The sequence below is a fragment of the Acidicapsa borealis genome, from assembly GCF_059115245.1.
This window is the reverse complement of the sequence record NZ_JCACNY010000001.1, coordinates 389,150-412,269: the sequence shown is the minus strand read 5'-3', so window position 1 is coordinate 412,269 and position 23,120 is coordinate 389,150. Positions and strand designations below refer to the sequence as shown.

Sequence of the window (23,120 nt, the reverse complement as noted above, 5' to 3'; positions counted from 1 at the left end):
ATACACAGATGCATTCCATCCACAAGCCACTCTACTCAGCGTGTCGTAAAGCGTTGCGGAGCAAGATCAAAACGAGCATCGGGATTATAGTAGTCGTAAACCGTGGATGGAGCTGTGAGAGCATCGATCCCATAGCGCAGCGTAAACCGGAAGCGCAGAGAGACACCTCCGGCACGCGGCCAGAGATAGAGCAGTACCTTATCCGGCAGAACTTCGTAATGATTGATCTGATAGCCACTGGCCGTAACTGCAGACTCAAGCGAAGCGCGATCCACATCCGAACCCGGCGGCAGTCCGATCTCCGCAATCATCATGCCGTATCCACGGAAACCCACGCGCTCAATCCTCGCGGATACTTCGATAGGTTTCCCCGGTTGTGGCTTGGTAGTACGAAAGGCAACCGCAAGGCGAAGCTGCTCATGGTTGACAGTTTTCGAAGGAATCTGCTTCAGCCAAGGCTGATAGAAGGACGAGACGATCTGTGCCGTAGCTGACTGAGACCCAGTTGGAAGATTGAAAGTAACCTGGTGTGTGCCTGAAAGCAAGCCCGACCCGAGCGGCACAAAGATTGGCCCGGCATCCTGTCTCGCTGCAGGCAATTTCACAGTAATCATAGGTTGATCGTCCACATGGAGCCTGAGGACACCGGGGCTGCCTGCACTTGTCGAAGAAGGCGTACGCAAAGCGATTTCGGCGAGCACGTCTAACACTCGCGCCGTCGCCTGTGTCGAATACCAAAGTGTATGCCGATCCTGCTCATGATCGAGATAGATCAATCCCCTCGCTATCAAGTCATCCTGTGGAGCGGCTCCGGAAGCAAGCAGAGCTCGCAGCACCTGCGCCGTCGCCTCTACCCGTCCGGCCCGGCCCCAGCCGAAGAACGGAGTATTGTTCTCTAAGGACCAGTAAGATCCTCCATTCTCACTAAGAGCCATCGCCTTCAACCGTTTGATCACAGGCTCGCTCCGCGCCGTGTCCTTGACCGACAATGCAGCCAGAACGTAGTTTGCCAGCGTGTAAGGTTCGTCAAACTCTTCCACGAATGCCTGAATAGCGAGAATAGCTCTATGCACGACGGCTTCAGAGTCAGGCGCACCCGCAATCATCGCTGCGATTGAAGCAGTAAGCATCGCATTCCCGTGCGTGTCTTCCGGATGTGCCTTATCGTCTCGATCCACGCGAACCCACAGACCAGATGCACCCACAGCCTGCGACTGCTGCTTCGAAAGGTACCCCATAGCTCGCCGAAGAACACCGTCGTCTATCGTAATGAAAGCTCGCGCCTGGGTCAGAAACTCTACTGCATACGCTGTAAGAGCAAGATCTGCGCGCGAATCCCGCGGCCAGTAAGCGAAGCCGCCGCTGGCAAGTTGATTCGCCAGCAGATTCTCGTATGCCTCTTCCAGATGAAGCCGAGTCTCATGCTGCAGTTTTTCGTCTCTCTGCGGCAGCGCCGCTGAGTACCTTTGCAACAGCAGACTAGGCCAGGCAGTCGACAAGATCTGTTCCGCACAGCCATTGGGATACGTTGCCATCGCCGATAAAGCATCTCTCAAATGCGCTGCCAGATTCGGATAGAGCTTGAGCGTCGTATCCGTACTTCCGGGCAGAGTCGCCGGCGGCAGGGTAATCGTAAGCGTGTTATTTCCTGGCCCAAGAATACCCGCAGTTGCGACCGCACTTTCCTGGCCATCCGGGTGGACAGTGGCAGGGCGCGAGATCCGGTCTCCTGTCTCGCCAGCCCGCGCGTCAAACTCCTGTTGCGCATTGACAACAGGCGAGAGAGCAGTAAAAAGAAACACTGGCGATGCCGATTGCTGAGAGCGCACCAAGGACACATTCGGCGTATTCTCACGATTCTCCCCACTCAACTGGAACCACGGTGCCGCCGTTAGCGAACTACGCATAGTAAGGTCATGATCCAAATAGTTGCGGAGGGTTACCGGAAGAGCGATCGTGTCACCGACTGTCAGCACGGAAGGCGGATCGAATGCGGCAAAGAACGGCTGAAACGCACGAAAATCCACACTGCCTGAGCCAACATTTCCCCTCAGAGTTGAGGCTGCCGCAGAGAGCCTCCAGGTCGTAATGTTGTCCGCCAACGGAAAATGGATCATAGCCGTGCCATCCGGAGCGGTGATAACCTCAGGCCGCCAGAGCAGCGTCTCAGGAAAATAGTTCCGCAGCCGGGGCGTCGACGTAGCTCCGCCACGCGCATCCATTGAAGTGAGCCCGGGCGCGATCTTCGCTAGCTTGCCTAGGTTCGATACTTGCGCTGTCGCGACCGAGGCGCTCTCTGTATTGAGCGCAAGTGGCGACGCACTGACCTCAACCGTTTCGCTCGCGCTGCCAAGATTGAGCTTAGCGTCGAGCATCATCGTTTGCCCGGCAGAAACCTGTACCTGGTCGTACCGCAGATCCATGAAGCCGCTGGCGGTGATGCGCAGCTTGTAGATTCCCACCGGAATCGGTCCAATCAGATAGCGGCCCTCAGAGTTAGACTTCTGCTCATACTCGTTACCGGTTAAGACGTTCCTTGCTACGATCACTGCTCCTGGAATGACCGCGCCAGATGGATCTTCGATGACGCCTGCAATATCTCCCGTGTCGGCAGTATTAACCGTCTTACGTCGGGAATGAACCGCCTCTGGCTCCTGTGCACTTTGCGTGGAGCGCGTGTGAGAGAAGCTGGCAATCGTAAAATCATCCAGCGTATTTCGCCTACCGTCCTCACCCATGCTTCTTAGTTCAATCATGTCCGAGATGGCCGCGACTGGCGTGATGGTAGTGTGCTTCTGAGGAACGCTGCCCGGCGTGCCAAGCGCCTCGGTATGTATACGATCCGTATAGAAAGAATGTGTACGAAACGTTGCATAGAGCCGCCTCTGCGATGGATCAACGAGCCCATTCGGATCGATACCAGAAAGGCGCAGCGCGGAGTTCAACTGGTCAATGTTGACTGGATACGGATGTGTCGCAACGTACCGGTTGAGAGCCACATCCACGCTCTGTCGCAACCCGGCAGTGTAGTCAATGCTGGCGCTCCCCACCGCATACGGACCGCGCTCCGACCCGGAACGATACTGGTACTCAGAATTCCCGGACGAGAGGATACGCACCACGAAGTTGGTCTGCTCAACCAAAAAGGAATAGGTAAAAGGCTGCCCCCACGGATCACGCCACCGGTCGAAATCAATGGCCTCACTCTGCATTTCTTCACGAAGATCAGCCCTGTTGCGAATGAACCGCCCTGTGCGCTCGTGAAACGCGCCTAAGGCATGGGCAATCTGACGCTGGCGTCCTGCAAACCAGTTCCAGCTCGCGATTGGAACCTGAAAGTCATCCATCGTCCCAGGCAACTTGTCAGGACCATCACTCATCAGCGCGAGAGTGTACGTGCCTTGGCTCTCCGGAGTGGATATGAGCGAGTAGGGAATGCCCCAAGGATCGCGTAGTGCAAGGAAATGGATTTGCTTCACTTCCAGAATCGCAGTCAACTCCTCCGTACTCGTAGGCAGTTCCGTATGAGTTCCGAGGTATTGCGACAGCGCCAGACGGACCGGCAGGAGCTGGCCATCAAGCACCGTACGAAACTCCCTAGCAAGATCCGGACTGACCGCGTTATTCTGTGCATCGACCGAGGCGCTGAACCCAGCGAGCAGCACTTCCGCGGCCAACTGCGCACCCTCAGGGATAGGCTTCCACATGTCAAGCTCACCAAGGTCCCGCAGCGTGAATCCGCCGGCAACGTCCGAGCCTCCGTACTCTGATCGCCATTGGAAGAAAAACGGATCGGGATTGCCGCCTCCGAAGTCGTTATCAGCACGATTTCGCTCCTCCACAGCCTGGTCCACCGCGACAATTCCAAGGGCGCTGGGAGCAGGAGCAGTATCCTCGCCATCAGCATCCTGTGGTCCTCTCACCGTCAGCGCGGCCGTCGCTTCCGAGCCTGGAGCGTATGTCTCAGCCGACATCTGGATACCGACATGGAGCGAGTTGTCGCGCGGAAAGAAGATAGCGTGAGAACCGATGCTGGTTTGAGCGTCCATGGAGTTGTAATTGCCGTGTCGAGCGGACCCGGTTGAAGGCACACCGACACCGAGAACATGAATCAGTACTAACCCAGTGAATCGCATGTCGGATGGAACCGAGAGCAATGCGCGCCCATTCCCCAGGGTGAGTTCGCGAGTGGCGAGTGTGATATCCCCTTGAAGCGTGTGGCGCAGGAGTTGAACTGTCAGAGGTAGTTGCGCACGAGCTGAATCGATATCGATATCAATGACATCTCCAGGATGATAGATGGCGTTGTTGGTCCTGATTCGAAACTCCTCTGTTGGAGGTGGCATAGGTTGGCTGTTAGACCCCGTGCGCCCTTCCTTATCGATGCCTGAAACATACAGAGTTGGCTGGTCTCCGTAATCCAGGTTGTCAATATCGAGAGCCTCGCCTGACTTCTTGCCGGAAATCTCCGCGACCTGCTTCAGCAGCTCGGCATAGTCAGGAATACTGATTCGTGCAAGGCCGTGAATATCCGTGCGCACATGCTGAAGCAGCCGCGCCCTCCTTAAGCGATGAGCGATTGTTTCATCGTTCTCTGCATGAGGTAGCAGGGAAAGCGTAAGATCGCACTCGACAGGCCTGCCGTCAGCAGTCGTAGCTGAAACATATTCCATCTGCTCTAAACCGCGCGGCTGCGCTTCACCCGTAAAGTAAAGCTGGATTGCCTGCGCAGCAATACGAATGTCAAAGCGGCGTTGCTCCGTTCGCCCACTCGATGCGTCCGTCACATAGGCTGCAAAATGCAAGTCCTCGAATGCATTCAAGGTATCTTCGTGCTGGTATTGCTTCAGGTAGGAACCAAGCGGAATCCGCGCGGCAAACTTCCCCCTTCCATCCAGCTCACCGGAGATCGTCTGGCCTTCCTTGGTGTCGTATCGCTGCTCCGCGAAATTCCACGTACGATCGTCCTCGCGAACCACGCGCACGTGACCATGGAGGACGGGTTTGCCAAAAAGATAATTGGCGCGAACATCCACAACCGCATTGCTACCCGGCAAATAGAAGGGCCTGTCCGGCTGCGGGGAAACGACGAAGGTAGGGAGGTCGTAACGGCTCAAGAGCAGCGTCGCCATTGCACTCTGCTGCGCGTCCCGGTCGCCCAGGACTTCCGCCTGAAGGGTGTATTCGCCGAGGCGCATACGGTCGGGAACAGGCCAGTCGACGGCAGCGATACCGAAGCTGGACGTCGTAGCCTCGGCACGATACACAAGCGTGCTGTCCGGATCAGTCACGTCTACTCTAATCCTCTTCCCGCTTTCGACAAGGCCGTTGCGGTCAAGCAACAATAGGCGAGCGTGTACCGTTTGTCCCGGCTGATACAGCGGCTTATCCGTAGTCAGATCGAATCGCGGCGTCTCTGGGACCGTGAGAGTCTGAGTAGTGCCGAAATGCAGATTGGCAAGCGTTCCCTGAATGTTGAGTTCAGCAGAGGAGACATCAGCGTCCACAGACACAGTGAATGAAACGGAGGCAAACCCATCGTTGTCCGTCACGACATCCTCTCCGGATGCCACAGCGTCTGCCTTGTCCTTCTTGCCATAGCTGACACCCAAGGTTGCTCTCAAGGCCACACCTGTTCTAGGCAAATGTGTCAGCGGATGCAGCGCTCGAATCCGAGCCACATAACTCCCTCCATGACGCATGCTCTTAGGCACAACCGTGTGCAGCTCAACGAGATCCGGCGCGATACGTTCAAGCGCTAGGAAGCCCGTGACGGGAGACGCTCCGGTTGAAGATACCTCATAACGAATACGATAGTGCGGCAGCTCATCTCCATCCGTGTCGCGGGATCGGGAGATAAGAGTCGCTGGTGACATCTCGACCTCGCACTGATTCGCTCCTGCACGTAATTCACAAGCCACTTCTCCTGTGGAACGAATGCCATCCTCCGGGTCAAGCAATTCGACCCGCACCCGCACGGAAAGTGGGGAAGAGTCGTCTGTGATCTCCAAGGCAAAATGGAAATGATTTCCTGGAAAGCTGAGTCGCGCCGAAGACTCCTCCACATGGACAGTACCCATCGTCTGGGCATGGTTCGACGGACAAAGAAACAGCGACACAGCGGCGGCGTAGAGCGAGAGTACGCGACGGGATACCATGCCGGAATTCTCCTGTTCGGCGGATCGAATTGAGAATACGCCCATGCGGGTGCTTCAAGAGAGATAATCCACAACACGATCGACAGTGGCAGTTCGCAAATAGCACAAAACCCGCCTTCACAGGCGGGTTTTGTGGATTTTGATTCTTACGGTTACGTGGAAAGGCTAGTTGACGCTATAAGTCCAGTTCAGGACGTTCTGGATCGCCGTCAGGCCGCCTGTACCGCCCGTGAATCCGACGTAAGCCGTACTTCCGCCGACCGCCGTCGGAATATTGATGGCCGTGGAAGTCGTGAAGCTTGCGTTGGTGACTGTGTCCGTAATGTTCAGCGTCAGGGTTGTGCCGTCATAGGTGATGTGCGCATGCATTGTATCGCCGCTGTGGAGATTGACCGCAGAGCTGCTCATATCCACCGATGGAACAGTGGGAGTAGCGCCATTCGTATAGAAACCAGTCGAGTCAGAGCCCTCGCCCGCGTTACTATACAGATCGAATTTCACCGCAACGCTGTTCGTAATGCCGCCATAACCCAGCGCAGCCCCATTACCGCCCAGAGCATAGATATTCTTGGGCGCTGCCTGGATGACAAACGCAAAACCATCCGCGGTGGCTGAAGCCTGCAGGAAGTTAAAGTCCGTGGTGAACTTCTGCACGTTCACCGGCGTGGTAAACCAAGCTGAGTGGCCCTCGCCTGCGCCTCCATCCGTCAACTGGAGCACGTTGTTGATGATCCTTGCACCGTTGAAGTTGAGGCCAGTCGTAGTGAACTGTGAAGCAAAGTTCACTACAGGAGCCGCGGTGCTGATAGTGTACGCCGCGGTGGTAACAGGGCTAGTGGAGTAACCCGTCGCCGTGGCAAGAGCCTTGATGGTTTCCGTTGCGCTGACGGTGATCGCACCCGAGTACAGGGTTGAGGACGTGCTCGGTGTCGAGCCATCGGTCGTGTAGTAAATCGACGCGCCAGCTGTGGCATCGGTCAATGTGACCGTTTGGGTCGTGCTGTAGGTCCCTGCGGCAAGCGAGAATACTGGCGCTGCCGCTGGAGACGTGATCGTGTAAACCGCAGAACTAGCGGAGCTGGTTCCAAGCGAAGACGTGACAGCAATCGCCTTGACTGTTTGAGTCGACGAAACCGTAATCGGTCCCGAATAGACTGTGGACGACGTTGTGGGCGTAGTGCCATTGGTCGTGTAGTAGATCGTTGCACCAGACGTCGCGTCGCTGATTGTTACAGTCTGCGCAGAAGTGTAAGTGCCTGCCGCGGGGGAGAACGTCGGAGAAGCTGTCCCCGAGCTAATCACGTAGTAGTTCAGCGATGTAGTGCTGCTGGTGAAGCCGGTTTGCATCGCAATTGCGTTGATATGCGACGTTGTACTCACGGTGAGGGGTGTCGTGTACTTCTTAGAGCTCGGCCCCGGAAGCGTGTTATCTGTGGAGTAGAAAATCGTCGCGTGCGGGGTCGCGGTGGTCAGCGTCACAGTCTGCGTACCCGTATACGTCCCGGACACAGGATTCGCGACGGGCGGACTGCACACAAGCGTGTAAGTAGCCGAAGTGTACGGACTATCCGTCATACCTGGTACTACCGCATAAGCAATCACGGTGCGTGTCTGATTGAAGGTTATCGGCGCGGTATAGACCGGCGAGGTTGCCGTAGGCGTAGCACCCGTAATGAGATAGTGAATCACCGCACCCGGGGTTGCATCACTCATGGCGATCACCGGTTCGGCGTTGTACGTTCCACCGGGAAGACTGAAGACCGGCGCCGCGACCTGATTCGAAGTAGTGATGGTGTAAGTTGCGCTCGCAACAGCACTGGTAGAGTACCCAGTCGCAACCGCAACCGCGTTGATCGTCTGAGTGGACGTTATGGTGATCGGTCCGGAATAGACCGTTGCCGATGTGGTCGGATTAGTACCGTTGGTGGTGTAGTAGATCGTTGCCCCGCTCGTCGTGTCGCTGATCGAAACGGTCTGAGTAGAGGTATAGGAGCCTCCCGCAAGCGAGAAGATCGGAGTCGCAGCAGGCAGGTTAATCACGTAAGCCGCACTTGCTGTCGCGCTGGTCGAATACCCACTCGCCACCGCGATCGCCTTCACCGTCTTACTGGCGTTGACGACAAAAGTCCCGGAATACACGGTTGACGATGTTGTCGGCGTGGTGCCATCTGTGGTGTAGTAAATGGTCGCACCAGCCGTGTTATCACTGATTGCAATCGTCTGAGCACTTGTATAGGTGCCCGCAACAGGGCTGAATGTCGGAGTTGCCGCAGCAGTCAAATTTATGACGTAAGCAGCACTCGCCGTGGCACTGGTTGAGTAACCGCTGGCCACGGCAATAGCCTTGATGGTTTCTGATGATGACACCTTGATTGCCGCCGAGTACACGGCGGATGAGGTTGTTGGCGTCGAGCCGTCCAATGTGTAGTAAATGGTGGCCCCGGTCGTCGTATCGCTAATGGTTACGGTCTGCGCGCTGGTATAGGTGCCACCCGCCACGGAGAAGGTTGGCGTAGCCGCTGCCGTCGCGATGGTATAAGCTGCCGTCGCGACCGCGCTGTTCGTATAGCCGGAGGCTACCGCGATCGCGTTGATGGTCTCTGTCGACGACACCGCGATCGGACCTGAGTAGAGGGTAGATGACGTGGTCGGCGTGCTGCCGTTCGTGGTGTAGTAGATCGACGCTCCGGCTGTGGAATCGGAGAGTGTCACCGACTGTGCGCTGCTGTAAGTGCCGGCCGCCACTGAGAAGGTCGGCGTAGCAGCGACTGTCGAACTCGGCGCACTGCTGACGAAACTCCATGTGAGGATTTTCTGGCTTGAAGAGTAGGCTCCGGTCGATCCGGTAAAGCCAACGTATGCCGTGTTGCCTCCAACAGTCGCGGGAATATTCACAGCCCAACTGGTCGACCACTGGGCTGATGTGACCATATCGGTGATTCGCATCGTCAGCGTTTTACCGTCATAGGTCATGTGCACGGCCATCGCATCGTCACTGTGCAGGTCGATCCCCGTCGATGTCAGATCGATCGCAGGTACTGTCGGATTGGCGCCATTCAAGTAGAGGCCCGTTGAGTCATTGCCCTCGCCGGCAGAGTTATAGAGATCGAACTTCACGGCGATGGAATTTGCAATTGGCGCATATCCGAGGGCATAAGTGTTCCCGCCCAACGAGTTATAGGCATTTGCCCCGTTCTGAATAGAGAAGGTAATTCCGTCGGCTACGGGGTTCGAGAGTTGGAAGGTGAAGTCGTTGGTGAATGCCTGGATGTTCACCGGCGTCTTGTACCAGGCCGTTGCCGCCTGCCCCGAACCGCCATTGGTTAACTGAAGGCGTGAGTCGTTTAACTGCGCGGCACCATTGAGGATCACCTGGCCGGCCGAAGCAGCGAAGCCCTGTCCGTAGCTGATCCCAGTGGCGCCCAGCTGAATTGTATAGGTCTGCGATATCACCGGACCAAAACCAAGCCCCGGAGCATTTGCCACCGCCGTGATGGTCTCGGTCGAACCTACCGTGATCGCGCTGGTGTAGACCGCCGAAGAAGTCGTCGGGGTTGAACCGTCGAGAGTGTAGTAGATAGTCGCATTCGGAGTGGAATCCGTCAGCGTCACAGTCTGTGCGGAGCCGTAAGTGCCCGTCGGCAGGCTGAAGGTTACGGAGGCGGCCTGGGAGACGTTCGTGTAGGTCGCAGAGCTCTGCGCGCTTACCAGTAGGCCGGCAGCGCTCGCCACGGCATTGATCGTCTGAGTAGAACTCACTGTGATCGGACCGGTATACAGCGTAGAGTTAGTTGTCGCTGCAGAACCGTCCGTCGTATAGAAGATGGATGCTCCAGCGGTAGCATCCGTGATCGTGACTGAGACCGTTCCGCTGTAATTCTCCGTTCCGGGAGTGATGACCGGGGCGGTGGTCTGATTGTTGCCGTTGATCAATCCATAGATGTCGAGTTCTGTTGATGTCCCGACGTACACCTTGCCGTTGGCAACCGTGGGCACGGCGAACTTCACCGCAACGCCAGCCGCGTCGCGCGCCGCATTGGTGCTGCTCGAGTAGAGCGTAATCCCAACATTGCTCGCGCTGTGCGCCTGCAGAATCGCAGGAGTGGCAGGCGAGTTCGCATAGCCCGAGGAGTTGATGCTCCAGACAATACCCTGTGAAGTCCCGTTTGCAGAAATTGACGGCGTCGATCCTGGGTACCCGTAAGTCTCAATGGACTTGGTGGGCGTAGTCGACAGCAGCCCCGTGGAGAGCAGCGGGTAGGATCTCAGATAATCGAATCGGCCCCAGTAATAGACATTGCCATTCCAGTAAGCAGGTGTACTCCACACGCCGAGCGTTCCAACCGGCCCCTGCTCCTGCAGTGCCTGATCAGTCGTCGTGTTGTACCCACCCATGTTATCGCGATTGAGCAGATACAGCGTACCGCCCTTGCCCGCCTGGACCGCGAGATGCGCGTAGGGACCCGTCTGGTCCGGCAGCACGATCATACCGCCCGATCCCACGTCACCATCCTGAGAATTCAGTGTTGCCTGCTGGTTGGTAGTGAACTCGTCGACCACCGTAGGCTGACCGTTTGTCAGGTCAAGCACCAGGTGACTATCGCCGTAATCCATGTTATTGGTGTAGGGCTTGGTTGCGTTGTAGTCACCATTGCCGGTCGGAACAAACATGCGCCCGTATGGCTTGCCCGCGGGGACATCGGCGGCAAGACCTTCACCGGACATCCAGAAACCCGAGCCTGTCCCGTTCGGCGAAGCGTTATAAGCGCCGACCTGTTTCAGACTGCTCGCGTTGTAACCGAGAATCCATCCATGCCACGGACCGTTGTCTCCGTGCGCGGCAAAGCCGATATAAACAATTCCATTCAACAGCAGCAGTCCGGGCCGCTGGTTCTCCCAAAGTGGGTCGAAGGTCAAAGAACCCGAAACACTCCCGTTTCCGGTACCGGCAACGGTCGCCGTGATTACCACTGGGCCGCCAAATTTCTCCGCGCCGGAGGTAATGTCCAAGGCGTGCAGACGCTGCACAGCCTTACTGTTCTCCATCGTCTTACCAACGATGTACAGCGTATTCGTTGACGGGTCGATCACCGGTGTTCCGGTGATGCCGACTTCAGGAGCAATATCCGTGCTGACGATGTTTGAGGAGACCGTCGTCGCTCCGGCCGCCGCGCCATGTGCCGCCGATAGGAAAGAAATTTGCCAGAGTGGGCTTGCATCCACGCCACTGTTCAGATCAGCGTCGAAGGCGTAGACCGAATCATGCTCCGTTGCCACGTAGACCACGTTGTGCGTCGCGCCGTTGATAGACACATTCGACATGTACAGCGGCTGCGCGTAGATCTGCCCATCCACAGGCTGCGAAAACAGCTTGCCGAATTGAGTCGCGTTGACGTTGGAAAGATTGAGCGCAGTTTCGCTCAGATTCTGCCCCGTGCGCCCGATGTCGTTGTGATACGTCGTTACGTTCACCTGGGCCACTGCGCCTGGGGTACCTGAAAGACCGGCAAAGGCAAAAAGTCCAAGAGCCGCGCCAATCAGCTTGCGGCAGTTCTGAAAATGGCCAACATAGGTAAGCGGAGCACGAGCGGCAGATTTCCTCACAACAGACATTTCGTATTGCCTCCAGGGTCTTCTTTCAAAATACGCAAACAACTACGCGAGCAGCAAACCCAATCCGGGAATCCTGTCGTACGCGGACCGTAACCATGCCGCAGCACTCTTCGCGCAAAGAGGACTTCGGCAAACCAAGAGAAGGCGGAACGTCTGGACCGCGAAGGACGGGTTTACGAGTCATGTTGAAATCATGTCGAAACCTGCGTCGGATCAGTCGAAACTATGCCCCGTGTTTCCTGGAGTGGTATCCCTGATCTCATTCCCTGACCAAACCTGGGAGGCTTGTGCCGAGATCCACCGGTAGTGACTGACTCGGGTTCAATCCAGCAGCTCTGACGAAGCAGAAATCTAGAGCGAACCACGGCGGTATCAACCAGTTGAGTGAAGACCTATATGCGGAACTGACCACTTGGGTGGGTGAGCACTCCCGATGGCTGCGTATCCCCATTGAAGTTGCTCGTATCAATAATACGATTTTCTACCTTAAATCCATAGCGCGAATGCCACTTTGGTCTGGTTCGACTGGCGAAATAGTAATCGAAGTGGGAGTACTTCAAAAATAGGAAGAGAAATTGATCCTGCAAATTTCCCACTAAGGTACAAATGTCCCGCTAGATCTATAGTTGACTCAAATTGGGACATATCCCTGATTTTTTCCATTTATCCAATTTTTTCGACATCATGCAGAGGGCACGTCCGCCCCAATTAGTTCCTAAACATGAATATCCTGTGAAACAAACGGCATGCATCCTGGGGGTAATTGCGCGCACAGTGCGCATACGGTACACGCAGACTGCGCCGTAACTTACACATCGCAGGCATCCACTGCCTTACGGAGCGAAGTCAATGGATCGCCCGTGGGAACAAATTCATGCGCGACATAACCTGAGAAGTTGGTCGATGCTATGGCCCGCATAACTGCTGGCCAGTAGACTTCCTGAGTCTCGTCCAACTCGTGGCGCCCGGGCACTCCCCCTGTATGATAGTGGCCGATCCACTTACCGTGGGCGCGAATAGTGGCGATAAGATCGCCCTCCATAATCTGCATATGATAGATATCGTAGAGTAACTTGATGTTATTGGAGCCGACCTCCTCCAGCACCCGCACACCCCAGTTCGTGTGATCGCACATGTAACCAGGGTGGTCCAGTTTACTGTTCAGCAACTCCATGCAGAGCGTCACACCGTGGTCCTCGATCACCGGTCGCAGCCGCCGCAACCCGGCAACAGTGTTGCGGGCACCCTCCTCGTCGGACAGCCCATCGCGGAGCCCTGAGAAAGTGATGACATTCGGCACACCCGCCTTGGCTGCCAAAGGAACATATTTGCGCAACCCCGCCTCGATCTCGGCATGGTTCTCGACGCGATTTAACCCTTTATTGATCGCCCCGCCGCCGGCATATCCCATCGTGCACACCAGTCCGTAGCGTCCGGGAACCTCATAGTCCTCCGGCTGAAGCAGGTCGATTCCCTTCAAACCCATCGCCGCCGCCGCCGTGCAGAGCTCGTCGAGCGGAATCTTCTCGTAGCACCACCGCGAGACTGATTGCCGGATACGGTTGCCCCGCGGCGTCACCGCATGCTTCACCTGCCCGGACGGTGCAGCAGACGATGCAGACGAAGGAAGCAGGGCACCGGCTGCGCAGGTTATGCCAGTTCCAAGAACCTGGCGGCGATTCAGAATACTCATGGCGTACCACTCCGTGGGCGGACAAGGATCAATGCACCGTGCAAGCACCGACCTAGAATACTTCCTCAAGGCCATTGACAACCTCTGTTTTACGGGACAAACTACCCATCCTCCCCCGGACTCGGTTGCTGGCTGCGCCAGTGAATCCTAGCCTCAACAAAATTCGTTGAGGGACTTCGATCCGCGTTTACGCAGATTGGGTAAGACCATCCTCATCCCCAAACGATGGCCAGTTCAACAATCAGCACCTGCGGCATTGCCCCGGAAGGAAAATTGTTATGCGAAGGTCAAGTTCAGCTCGATTTATCTCTTGTTTCAGCCTGTTGCTCATCCTGGGGATATCCGCATGGGTTCCCGCAACCGCCCAGATCCTAAGCCAGACGGGGGAAAGCACTGAGACTCCGCTGATACCCTCCCGGGTCGTTGACCGCATCGATGATGCCCGGCTCGTCACCCTGCGCGGCAACACGCATCCGATGGCGCACGCGCAGTTCGAAAGAGGCATTGTTGATCCTCAGCTCCCAATGGAGCGAATGCAGTTGCTACTGCGAAGAAGTCCCGAACAAGAAGCTGCGCTGGAAAAATTCCTGGGCGAGCAGCTCAATCCAAAGTCCCCTAACTTTCACCACTGGTTGACGCCAGAGCTCTTTGGAGAACTCTACGGTCCATCCGACAACGATATCGCGCAGGTGACAAACTGGCTACAGAACCATGGCTTCTCGATCTACCAGGTCACTAAGGGTCGCGTCTTTATCGAATTCTCCGGCACAGCTGGCCAAGTCCAGAATGCCTTCCACCTGGAAATGCATAACTACTTAGTTGATGGGAAGCAGCATATCGCCAACGACCGGGACCCTCAGATTCCTGAGGCGCTGGCGCCAGTTGTGGGCGGCGTAGCTTCATTGCACGATTTTTTCCCTACCCATCAGTCGGTCAAGGGCCGATATGTGCGGCGTGACCCGAAGACCGGATTAGTAACCCCGGTAGCTTCCAATTCGCGCAACCCGAAGCCGATGTACGGATTCACCAATCAAAATAGCAATCCAGAAGAAGACATTACCCCTTACGACTTTGCCACGATCTATAACCTGCTTCCGCTGTGGAACGCTGGAATCACTGGCAAAGGGCAGACCATTGCTATCTCTGCAGTCACAGATCTCAACCCCAGCGATATAACGACCTTCCGCAATACGCTTGGACTAGGCAGCTTTACAGGCACAGTCAAGCAAATTATCAATGGCGCCGACCCGGGTATCGACCAGGGATCGCTGGTGGAAAACACGCTTGATACAGAGTGGTCAGGCGCGACAGCTCCAGATGCAAATATTGCGGTAGTCATCAGCAAGACGACCGCGACCACCTTCGGTGGCCAGCTTTCGGATTCGTACATCGTCAACAATCCGACCGTCGCCACCATCATGAGCGCCAGCTACGGCGGGTGCGAAATTGCATTAGGAACGGCTGGCAATCAGGCACTCAACGCCATTTATCAGCAGGGAGCAGCGGAGGGTATCAGCATTTTTGAGTCCTCAGGCGACCAGGGATCAACAGGCTGCGACAACTCCGACGCCACGACTTTCCCCGCGCCCGCCGGATACGGGTTGCAGGTAAACGGCTGGGCATCCAGCCCCTATGTGACCGCCGTCGGCGGCACCGATTTCGCCTGGCAGAACTATCGCACCACGTACTGGAGCGCCACGAATTCCTCCTCAAACTTGTCGAACGCGCTAGGCTACATACCCGAGATTCCATGGAACGGCACATGCGCCAGCCAGCTCCTGCTCGACCGGTTCTGGGATCCGTTGTACGGCTTCACCACGCTCGAAGAGGTGTGCAATCAGGTGGTCACTGGAGCAACCGCATATGCGCCGGACTTCGTTAAGGTAACGGGTGGCAGCGGAGGCGTAAGCTCCTGCATCACATCGACCGGCGGCGAGTTTTCCACCTGTGGAGGCGGATACGCACAGCCTGCCTGGCAGAAGGGCGTGACCGGAATGCCCGGTACGCAGTACCGCTATCTGCCTGATGTTTCGCTTTTTGCCTCAAGCGGCTATCCGTATGGGCTGAATGGCAGCGCATACCTGATCTGCGTAGCCTCGAACTCTCCGGACAAATCCTGTAATTACGCTGACAACACTCAGGTCATCTATCAGGAGGTAGGCGGTACGTCGGTGTCGTCGCCGGCTTTGGCAGGCATCATGGCCTTGGTGCAGCAAAAGCAAGGCGGTGTAGCGCAGGGTCTCGCTAACCCCTACTTCTACGCGCTTGCCAAGAAAGACAACCTGGCAAACTGCAACTCAAGCACCGTCAAGAATGGAAATGCTTGCAACTTCTACGACACGACCTACGGCAACATTGAGCAGCCATGCACTACCGGTTCCAGAAACTGCACGACAAACACGAGCGGAGACGCCTACGGTATCGTGACCGGCTATCCGACCACGACTGGGTATGACCAGGCGACCGGCCTGGGCTCGGTGAACGCAACCAATCTGGTGAACAACTGGTCAAGCGTCGCCGGTGGTACCACCCTGAGCGTGTCGGTCTCACCCACCAGCCTAACCTTCGCTTCCACTACCGTTGGTGCAACCTCCGCAGCGCAAACTGTCACCATCAAGAACACCGGCAGCGCCTCGGTAACCCTGACCTCGGAAACCCTCACGGGTCCGAACGCCAGCTCTTTCGTCAAGTCAGCCACCACGTGTGCGTCGACTTTGGCGGCGTCTGCAAGCTGCACTGTATCCGTCGCATTCAAGCCAGCCGCCGCCGGTGCGCTCACCGCGTCCCTTTCGGTCGCTGACAATGCCACCGGCTCACCGCAGACCGTTGCTCTCAGCGGCACCGGCGCTGCAGCCACCACGACGACCATGACGGTGTCTCCGACTAGTCTCGCCTTCCCGTCAACGGCTGTCGGCACCACTTCGGCGGCACAGGTCGTCACTCTAACCAACACCGGCACAACGGCAGTCACTCTGAGCTCATTCACGATCGGTGGAACCAACGCCTCTTCGTTTCTACTCTCAGCCAAGACCTGCACAACCTCGCTCGCAGTGGGCGCCAATTGTACACTTTCGATCTCGTTCAAACCGGCAGCAGCCGGGTCGCTCACCGGCAGTCTGTCCATCGCGGACAACGCAAGCGGGTCGCCCCAGTCAGTAGCTCTCTCCGGCACTGCAACCGCTGCCTCTACCACTACTGTCTCCCTCTCGCCTACGAGCCTAACCTTCCCATCAACGGCGGTAGGTGCCACGTCTGCCACCCAGGTTGTCACCGTAACGAATACAGGGACCTCAGCAGTAACCGTTAATTCCTACACCTTTGCAGGAACCAACGCCTCAAGCTTCGTGCTTACGGCTCATACTTGTGGGACGTCACTGGCCGTCGGAGCAAGTTGCACACTCACCGTCGCCTTTAAGCCAACCGCAGCGGGTACATTAACAGCAACTCTGAACGCCACCGACAACGCGGCCGGATCTCCACAGACGGTTGCGCTGACCGGAACCGCAACGGCAGCTTCCTCCACCACTGTTTCAATTTCTCCGGGCAGTGTAGGCTTCGCCTCCACGACCGTTGGCGCAACCTCGGCGGCGCAGGTAATCACTCTCACCAATACAGGAACAACCGCTGTCACGCTGACCTCTTTCACCATCGGGGGAACCAACGCCAGCGCCTTTGCCATCGCAACAAAAACCTGCACAACCTCACTCGCTGTGAGCGCCAGTTGCACACTTTCCGTGGTCTTCAAACCAACCACTGTCGGAGCGCAAACAGCAAGTCTCGCAGCAGCGGACAACGCAACCGGATCGCCGCAGACCGTCGCTCTGAGTGGCACTGGCACCGCCGCATCCAGCATTACAGTCGCGCTTTCTCCCACAAGCCTCACCTTCCCCGCAACGGCCGTCGGTGCAACATCGGCAACTCAGGTTATTACCGTCACCAACACTGGAACGTCCCCAGTTTCAGTGAACTCCTACACCTTCGCCGGTGCAAACGCGTCGAGCTTTGTGCTCACCGCTCACACCTGCGGAACCTCACTGGCAGTAGGAGCCAACTGCACACTCACCGTAGCCTTCAAGCCAACCACCACCGGAACCCTCACAGCGACATTGAATGCAACCGACAACGCCGCCGGATCGCCGCAGACGGTAGCTCTCAGCGGAACTGGCGGTGCCGCTACTTCTCCTACGCTAACCGTATCGCCAACCTCCATCGCCTTCCCGGCAACCATCACCGGATCCACCAGCGATGCTCAACTGGTCACCCTGACCAACACCGGCACCACCAGTGTCACCATCAACTCCGTAACCCTGGCAGGCACGAACGCAACTTCCTTCGTCGAGCTCAGCAACTGCGGATCGACCCTGGCTGCAAGCGCGTCCTGCACGCTGTATGTAGCCTTCAAACCAACCGCAGCGGGTACCCTCACTGGATCGATCAGCGTCGCCGACACAGCCACCGGCTCACCGCAAACTGTCACTCTCACCGGCACTGGCGCTGCTGCTCCCTCCGTCAAACTGAGCGCGACCAGCATTGCCTTCCCAACCACCAAGAGCGGCTCAACCTCCGCAGCACAGGCCATCACGCTCACCAACAGCGGCACAGCAACGTTGAACCTCACGTCCATCGCTCTCACCGGAAGCAGTCCAACCTCCTTCGTCGCTCTCGATACCTGCGGAGCAACGCTGGCACCCTCAGCAAGTTGCACCGTCTATGTAGCCTTCGCTCCCAAGGCAACCGGCGCAGTCTCCGCTTCGCTGACCATTGCGGATAACGGAGCAGCCTCCCCGCAATCGGTAGCACTCACCGGCACCGGCAACTAGCTAACATGCAGAGCGGTGAACGGCCGCTCTGCAGCCTAAACAAAATGCCCGTATCAACTCTCCCAGGGAGCGTTGATACGGGCATTTCCTATTGCGTTGAGAGATTTCTTTAGCTGATGAACTCGATGCCGATCGTCTTCGATCCCACATCGATCTTCATGATGCGGAAATTACGTACCTGACCAGCCTTTGCCGCCTCAGAACCGCCGGCCTTCAACTTCGCCGAACCAGCATCCGTGCCAGTCTTCCACTTCGTCTTCAGCATAGAACTCAGCGCCGAAAGATCGACTTTCGCCGGCGCAGGCTCAGCCTTGGGCTCTTCAGCTACAGTTGCAACAACCGGCAGCGTGCAGGCGCAGACAATACCCTCACCCAACTCCACCTGCGCAACGCCGCCATCCACGGAAACGATGCGACCAGTTACCGTGTCGCCCGCCTTGTGCTCCGCAAGAAACTCGTCGAGACTGGTCGGGATGAGTTGCTTGATACTCAACTTGAGCTGCCGCTTGTCCGTATCCACATCCAGCACCAGCGCCTTCACCACTTCTCCGACGCGCAGCACATCCGAAGGATGATTCAACCTTCGATCCGGAACGATCTCGCTAATGTGCACCAGCCCTTGCACGCCTTCCGCAATCTGCACAAAGGCGCCAAACTTGGTGATGCTAGCCACCGGTCCTTCAACGATCGTTCCCGGAGCAAATTGAGACGAAGCGTTAGCCCACGGATCACCCAGAGCCTGCTTCAGACCCAGCGAAATGCGCCGCTCCGGCAAGCTGATATTCAGGATGAGCGCATCGATCACATCGCCCACATTCACCACTTCCGTGGCGCGGAAGATACGCTTCGACCAAGACATCTCCGAGAGATGAATCAATCCCTCGACCCCAGGCTCAAGCTCAACAAACGCTCCGAAGTCCGCCGTCCGTGTAACCACCCCACGAACACGATCCCCTGCCTTGTACTTCTCCGCGACGGCATCCCACGGATGCGCCTGCAACTGCTTCAACCCAAGCGCGATCCGCTTCGTCTCAGGATCGATCTTCAGAACCTTCACTTCAAGCTGCTGACCAACGGTGAGCACATCGCCAACATTCGCAACGCGGCTCCACGCGATATCGCTGATGTGCAGCAACCCATCCACACCGCCAAGATCAACGAATGCACCATAGTCCATGATGCTGCGCACCGTGCCGTCGAGCACCTCACCCTCTTCGACCTCGGCGTAGCGGCGAGCCTTCGACTCGGTCGCCTCTTCTTCCGTAACCACGCGCCGGTCGACGACTACATCCTCATCCGCAACATCCAGCTTGGTGATCCGCACGCGAATCTCTTCGCCGATCAGCTTCTCCATCTCCGCCGCATCGCGCGCACCGCTCCGCGAAGCCGGCAGAAACGCCTTCACTCCGACATCGACATGCAGTCCGCCCTTGACCACGGCAGTCACCGTGCCAACGATGGTCGACTTCTGCTCAAAGGCCCGCTCCAGGCTAGTCCAGTCCTTCGGAATCGCAGTCCGGAAAAGGCTCAGCTGGTAATAACCATCCTCATCACGCCCTTTGACGGAAACCTGTAGCGCATCCCCAACCTTGGGCTGTTCTTTATGGGCAACAAAGGCCGTCAGCGGCAGAATGCCCTCCGACTTGTAACCAATATCCACCAGCACCGAGTCAGCCGTAATGCTGACCACGGTTCCGCGAATCTGGCTCCCGCCCGGCTCGCGCCGCGAACTCGTCCGCTGAAACTCCGAAAATATGTCAGCAAAAGACTCTTCCGGTTCAGGCTCCGGTTCAGGCTGAGGGGTCACCGTATGCCCAATAGAAGCCGCCACAGGCGAAGACGGCGAAGCAACGACAGCCTCTTCATGCGGCAGCGGCTCAGGCGCATTCGCCGGCTCATCTTCAGGATCAGGCCCGGGTTCGCTGATAGGCTCAGCCTCCGGCTCGGGATCGATCTTCGGAGCAATCTCGGAATCGCTAGGCTCTTCGGAATTAGGCTCCGTCACGGGCGCATGTTCACCCGGCGCAGCTTCCGGTTCTCCCACTGGCGCTGACGAGGCCGAAGCTTCGGAGATGTTTTCGTGGACTGGAGTTTCGGTTTCGGGGGCGATGGGGAGCGTGGTATCCGCCCCGGCGATGCTGGATTCAGACATGAAAGAAAAAGCCTCTTCGAATGCTGATTGCAGAGCCCAACGGCCCTGAAACCGCTATCCCCCTATCATCGCACGACGACCGGAAAGGGATTCCCAATGGGGCCCTCGACAGCACGCCGCAGGTCCCCTGCCAGCAACCGGTGAAACAGATGCTCCCCAGCCTCACGCCGGACTGAAAGTCGCCCCGCTCCATAAGCCCGCGAACTCAGCCCCCGCTGCACCGCCTCGCAGATGGCCACATCCTCATCCTGCACAGTGTCGCTGGTGGCCACGCTGGCAGCGTTGTACTCCGCCCGCTCAGGGCTCACATCCGCAAAGAAGAAATCAAAGATCACTCGGCATTTGTCCACGCCCAGCGGCAGCACCAGGTTCGTATCCATCACAGCTTCATAAATATTGAGCATGAAATTCGGATACTGCCAGAAGTACCAGGCACGATCCCCAGTCCGCGTCGCCGAAACATCCGCATGTTCTGCAGACGCCATCATCGGACTTGACTGCAGACAATAGCGCTCCCCATTCTCGATCGTGTAGTGCGAGTAGTCGAGCACGCTGTTCAATCCCTTGTGCAGATGCGGCACATGATAGCCGCCATCGAGATAGTTATCGACATACACCTTCCAGTTGCAGTTCAGCGTGTACTCCTTGCGTGAATGAAATTGCAACGCCCTTAAATTCAGCGGCGCAACTCTACCCACAAGCTCACCTAGGAAGTCACCAAGCGGCTCAGCACCCCCCGCAAGATTGACAAAGACAAAGCTCTCCCACACATCCACAGCGATGGGTACCAACCCATTCTCCTCACGCCGAAAGTTGCACACCCCTGCAAACTCCGGCATGCCTTTCAGCGTCCCATCGAGCCCGTAATTCCACCCATGATACGGACAACGAAACGACTGCGCGTGACCACATGGATCCGTAGCCACAGCAGCCGCGTGATGCCGGCAAACATTGAAGAAAGCCCGCAGCACACCATCCGCTCCACGCACCACAAGAATCGGCTCACCCGCCAACTCCGCAGTGAAATAATCCCCTGCATCCGCCACCTGGTCCTTCCGCCCAACCACCTGCCACGTCCCACCAAAAACACGATCACGCTCCAGCGCCGCGACCCCCGCATCTGTATACCAAGGCGCAGGAATCGTCGCCGCCTCCGCCAGCGGTGCATCCGCATCGTAAAGATCAAGAATGCCCGAAACTCTCGAGTCCATAGGCCGGTCTTATGCCTCCTGCGGAAGCGGCTGTTGTGCCAGCTTGCGCATTGCCCTTCGCCTGCCCAAAGCATAGACACCGATGCCTACGGCAATCAGCAAACCCGTCATACCCACTGTCTTGAAAACCGCCAGCGGCTTATTCAATTCATCATCCGCAGGAATGGTCGAAAGCACAATCGTCCCCAGCGTACTCGTCATCCCCACCAGCGCCAGCACCGTAGCCGTAACCTTGCCGCCCGGCAGCCGAATCACCTCCGGCCCAGCAGGCTCACGCTGTATCCGGAGCGTGCTCGCAAACAGAAACACATAGGGAATGAAATACGAGATCACACTCATGCTCACCAGCACGTCGTACGCGCCCTTCACACTCGTAGCAGCCTGCCCCAGGAAGGCAAAGATCATCCCCGTGACCCCATATACCAGCACCGAAACATAAGGCGTATTCCACTTGGGATGAACCCGGCTGAACGCAGCAGGCAGGTAGTTATCAATGCCCGCCACGAACGGTATCCGCGCGGTCGCAGAAAGATAAGCCCCCGCCGCTCCCAACGAAGCGATCGTAACCATCAGCGCCACCGCCGGCGTCAGCCAGCTCACCCCGAGTCCGCGACACATCTCCGCCATCACCGTCATAAATCCGCCCAGGCCACCAATCCGCTCGCTGGGCATCACCACCAGCATCGCGACGGTCCCAAGCATGTATCCCAATGCCACCACCACGCCAGCAAACAGCAACGCCCGCGGCACCGTGCGGCGCGGATTCTTGATCTCGTCCCCCATGCAAGAAGCACACTCAGCCCCGGCGAAGGCATAGAAGATCGTCGACCAGAAGACAGCATTCTTCACGCTCAAATGCGGCGTCATCGAAGCCAGCGTGAACTGCGTAGCGCTGCCGTGATGCCGCCAGAACAGCACACTGAGCACTAGTAGGATCACCACCGGGATCGAGCTGCCAATCGCCCCTGCGTTATTGAGCCATTTGCCCTGCTTCACGCCAATCATGTTCAGCAGCGTGATCAGCGCCAGCATCACGAGAGCGAAAGCCATATAGTATCCGCTCTCGTTCTCAAGCGCCCTTCCCTTATCACCCGCGGCAAACAACAGGCTCCCCGCAGCGAAATAGAGGATCGCCGGAAAGTAAGCCAGGTTGGACATCCAGTAAGTCCATCCCGACATAAAACCGGCAAAGTCACCAAACGCCCGCTGCGTCCAGATATACAAACCACCAGCCTGCGGATACCGCGAAGACAGCTCCAGCACGCTAGCCGTAAGCGGCACAAAGAACCCCACCAGCGCCAGCAGCCACACCGCAATCGAACTCGGCCCAGACGCCGCAGCTGAAGCTATCCATCGCACCGTAAGCATGCTCACGACATAGAACAGCGTCAGGTCGCGAAAGCCCAGCTCCCGCTTCAGCTTGGGCTTATCCGGAGTCGGTTGAGAAGGCTCTGCCAATGACCCACCCTTCGT

Annotated in this window: 7 protein-coding genes; 1 reads left to right on the top strand and 6 read right to left on the bottom strand. The window is 57.2% G+C overall.

Going from position 1 to position 23,120, the window contains the following annotated elements:
* Positions 1 to 35: 35 nt before the first annotated feature.
* The 3 genes from AC5S27_RS01610 to AC5S27_RS01600 all read right to left on the bottom strand — a co-directional run bounded on the left by AC5S27_RS01610 (position 36) and on the right by AC5S27_RS01600 (position 13,464).
* On the bottom strand, positions 36 to 6,158 hold the full coding sequence (locus tag AC5S27_RS01610) for an MG2 domain-containing protein (protein ID WP_493932836.1): 6,123 nt from the start codon (positions 6,156 to 6,158) through the stop codon (positions 36 to 38).
* A 165-nt stretch (positions 6,159 to 6,323) separates the two neighbouring features.
* Positions 6,324 to 11,771 (bottom strand): beta strand repeat-containing protein, encoded by a 5,448-nt coding sequence (locus AC5S27_RS01605; protein ID WP_493932835.1) that lies wholly within the window; start codon positions 11,769 to 11,771, stop codon positions 6,324 to 6,326.
* An 808-nt stretch (positions 11,772 to 12,579) separates the two neighbouring features.
* Positions 12,580 to 13,464, bottom strand: a complete 885-nt coding sequence (locus AC5S27_RS01600) for a hydroxypyruvate isomerase family protein (protein WP_493932834.1) — start codon at positions 13,462 to 13,464, stop codon at positions 12,580 to 12,582.
* 278 nt (positions 13,465 to 13,742) lie between these two features.
* Between AC5S27_RS01600 and AC5S27_RS01595 the strand changes: the two genes are divergently transcribed.
* Positions 13,743 to 18,284 carry a choice-of-anchor D domain-containing protein gene (locus AC5S27_RS01595; protein WP_493932833.1) on the top strand — a complete coding sequence of 1,514 codons (4,542 nt, stop codon included), beginning with the start codon at positions 13,743 to 13,745 and terminating at the stop codon, positions 18,282 to 18,284.
* 109 nt (positions 18,285 to 18,393) lie between these two features.
* Here the strand turns inward: AC5S27_RS01595 and AC5S27_RS01590 are convergent, their stop codons facing one another.
* The 3 genes from AC5S27_RS01590 to AC5S27_RS01580 all read right to left on the bottom strand — a co-directional run bounded on the left by AC5S27_RS01590 (position 18,394) and on the right by AC5S27_RS01580 (position 23,105).
* Positions 18,394 to 20,436, bottom strand: a complete 2,043-nt coding sequence (locus tag AC5S27_RS01590; RefSeq protein ID WP_493932832.1) for a 30S ribosomal protein S1 — start codon at positions 20,434 to 20,436, stop codon at positions 18,394 to 18,396.
* 65 nt (positions 20,437 to 20,501) lie between these two features.
* Positions 20,502 to 21,647 (bottom strand): aromatic ring-hydroxylating oxygenase subunit alpha, encoded by a 1,146-nt coding sequence (locus AC5S27_RS01585; RefSeq protein ID WP_493932831.1) that lies wholly within the window; start codon positions 21,645 to 21,647, stop codon positions 20,502 to 20,504.
* A 9-nt stretch (positions 21,648 to 21,656) separates the two neighbouring features.
* Positions 21,657 to 23,105 carry an APC family permease gene (locus tag AC5S27_RS01580; protein WP_493932830.1) on the bottom strand — a complete coding sequence of 483 codons (1,449 nt, stop codon included), beginning with the start codon at positions 23,103 to 23,105 and terminating at the stop codon, positions 21,657 to 21,659.
* Positions 23,106 to 23,120: the final 15 nt, after the last annotated feature.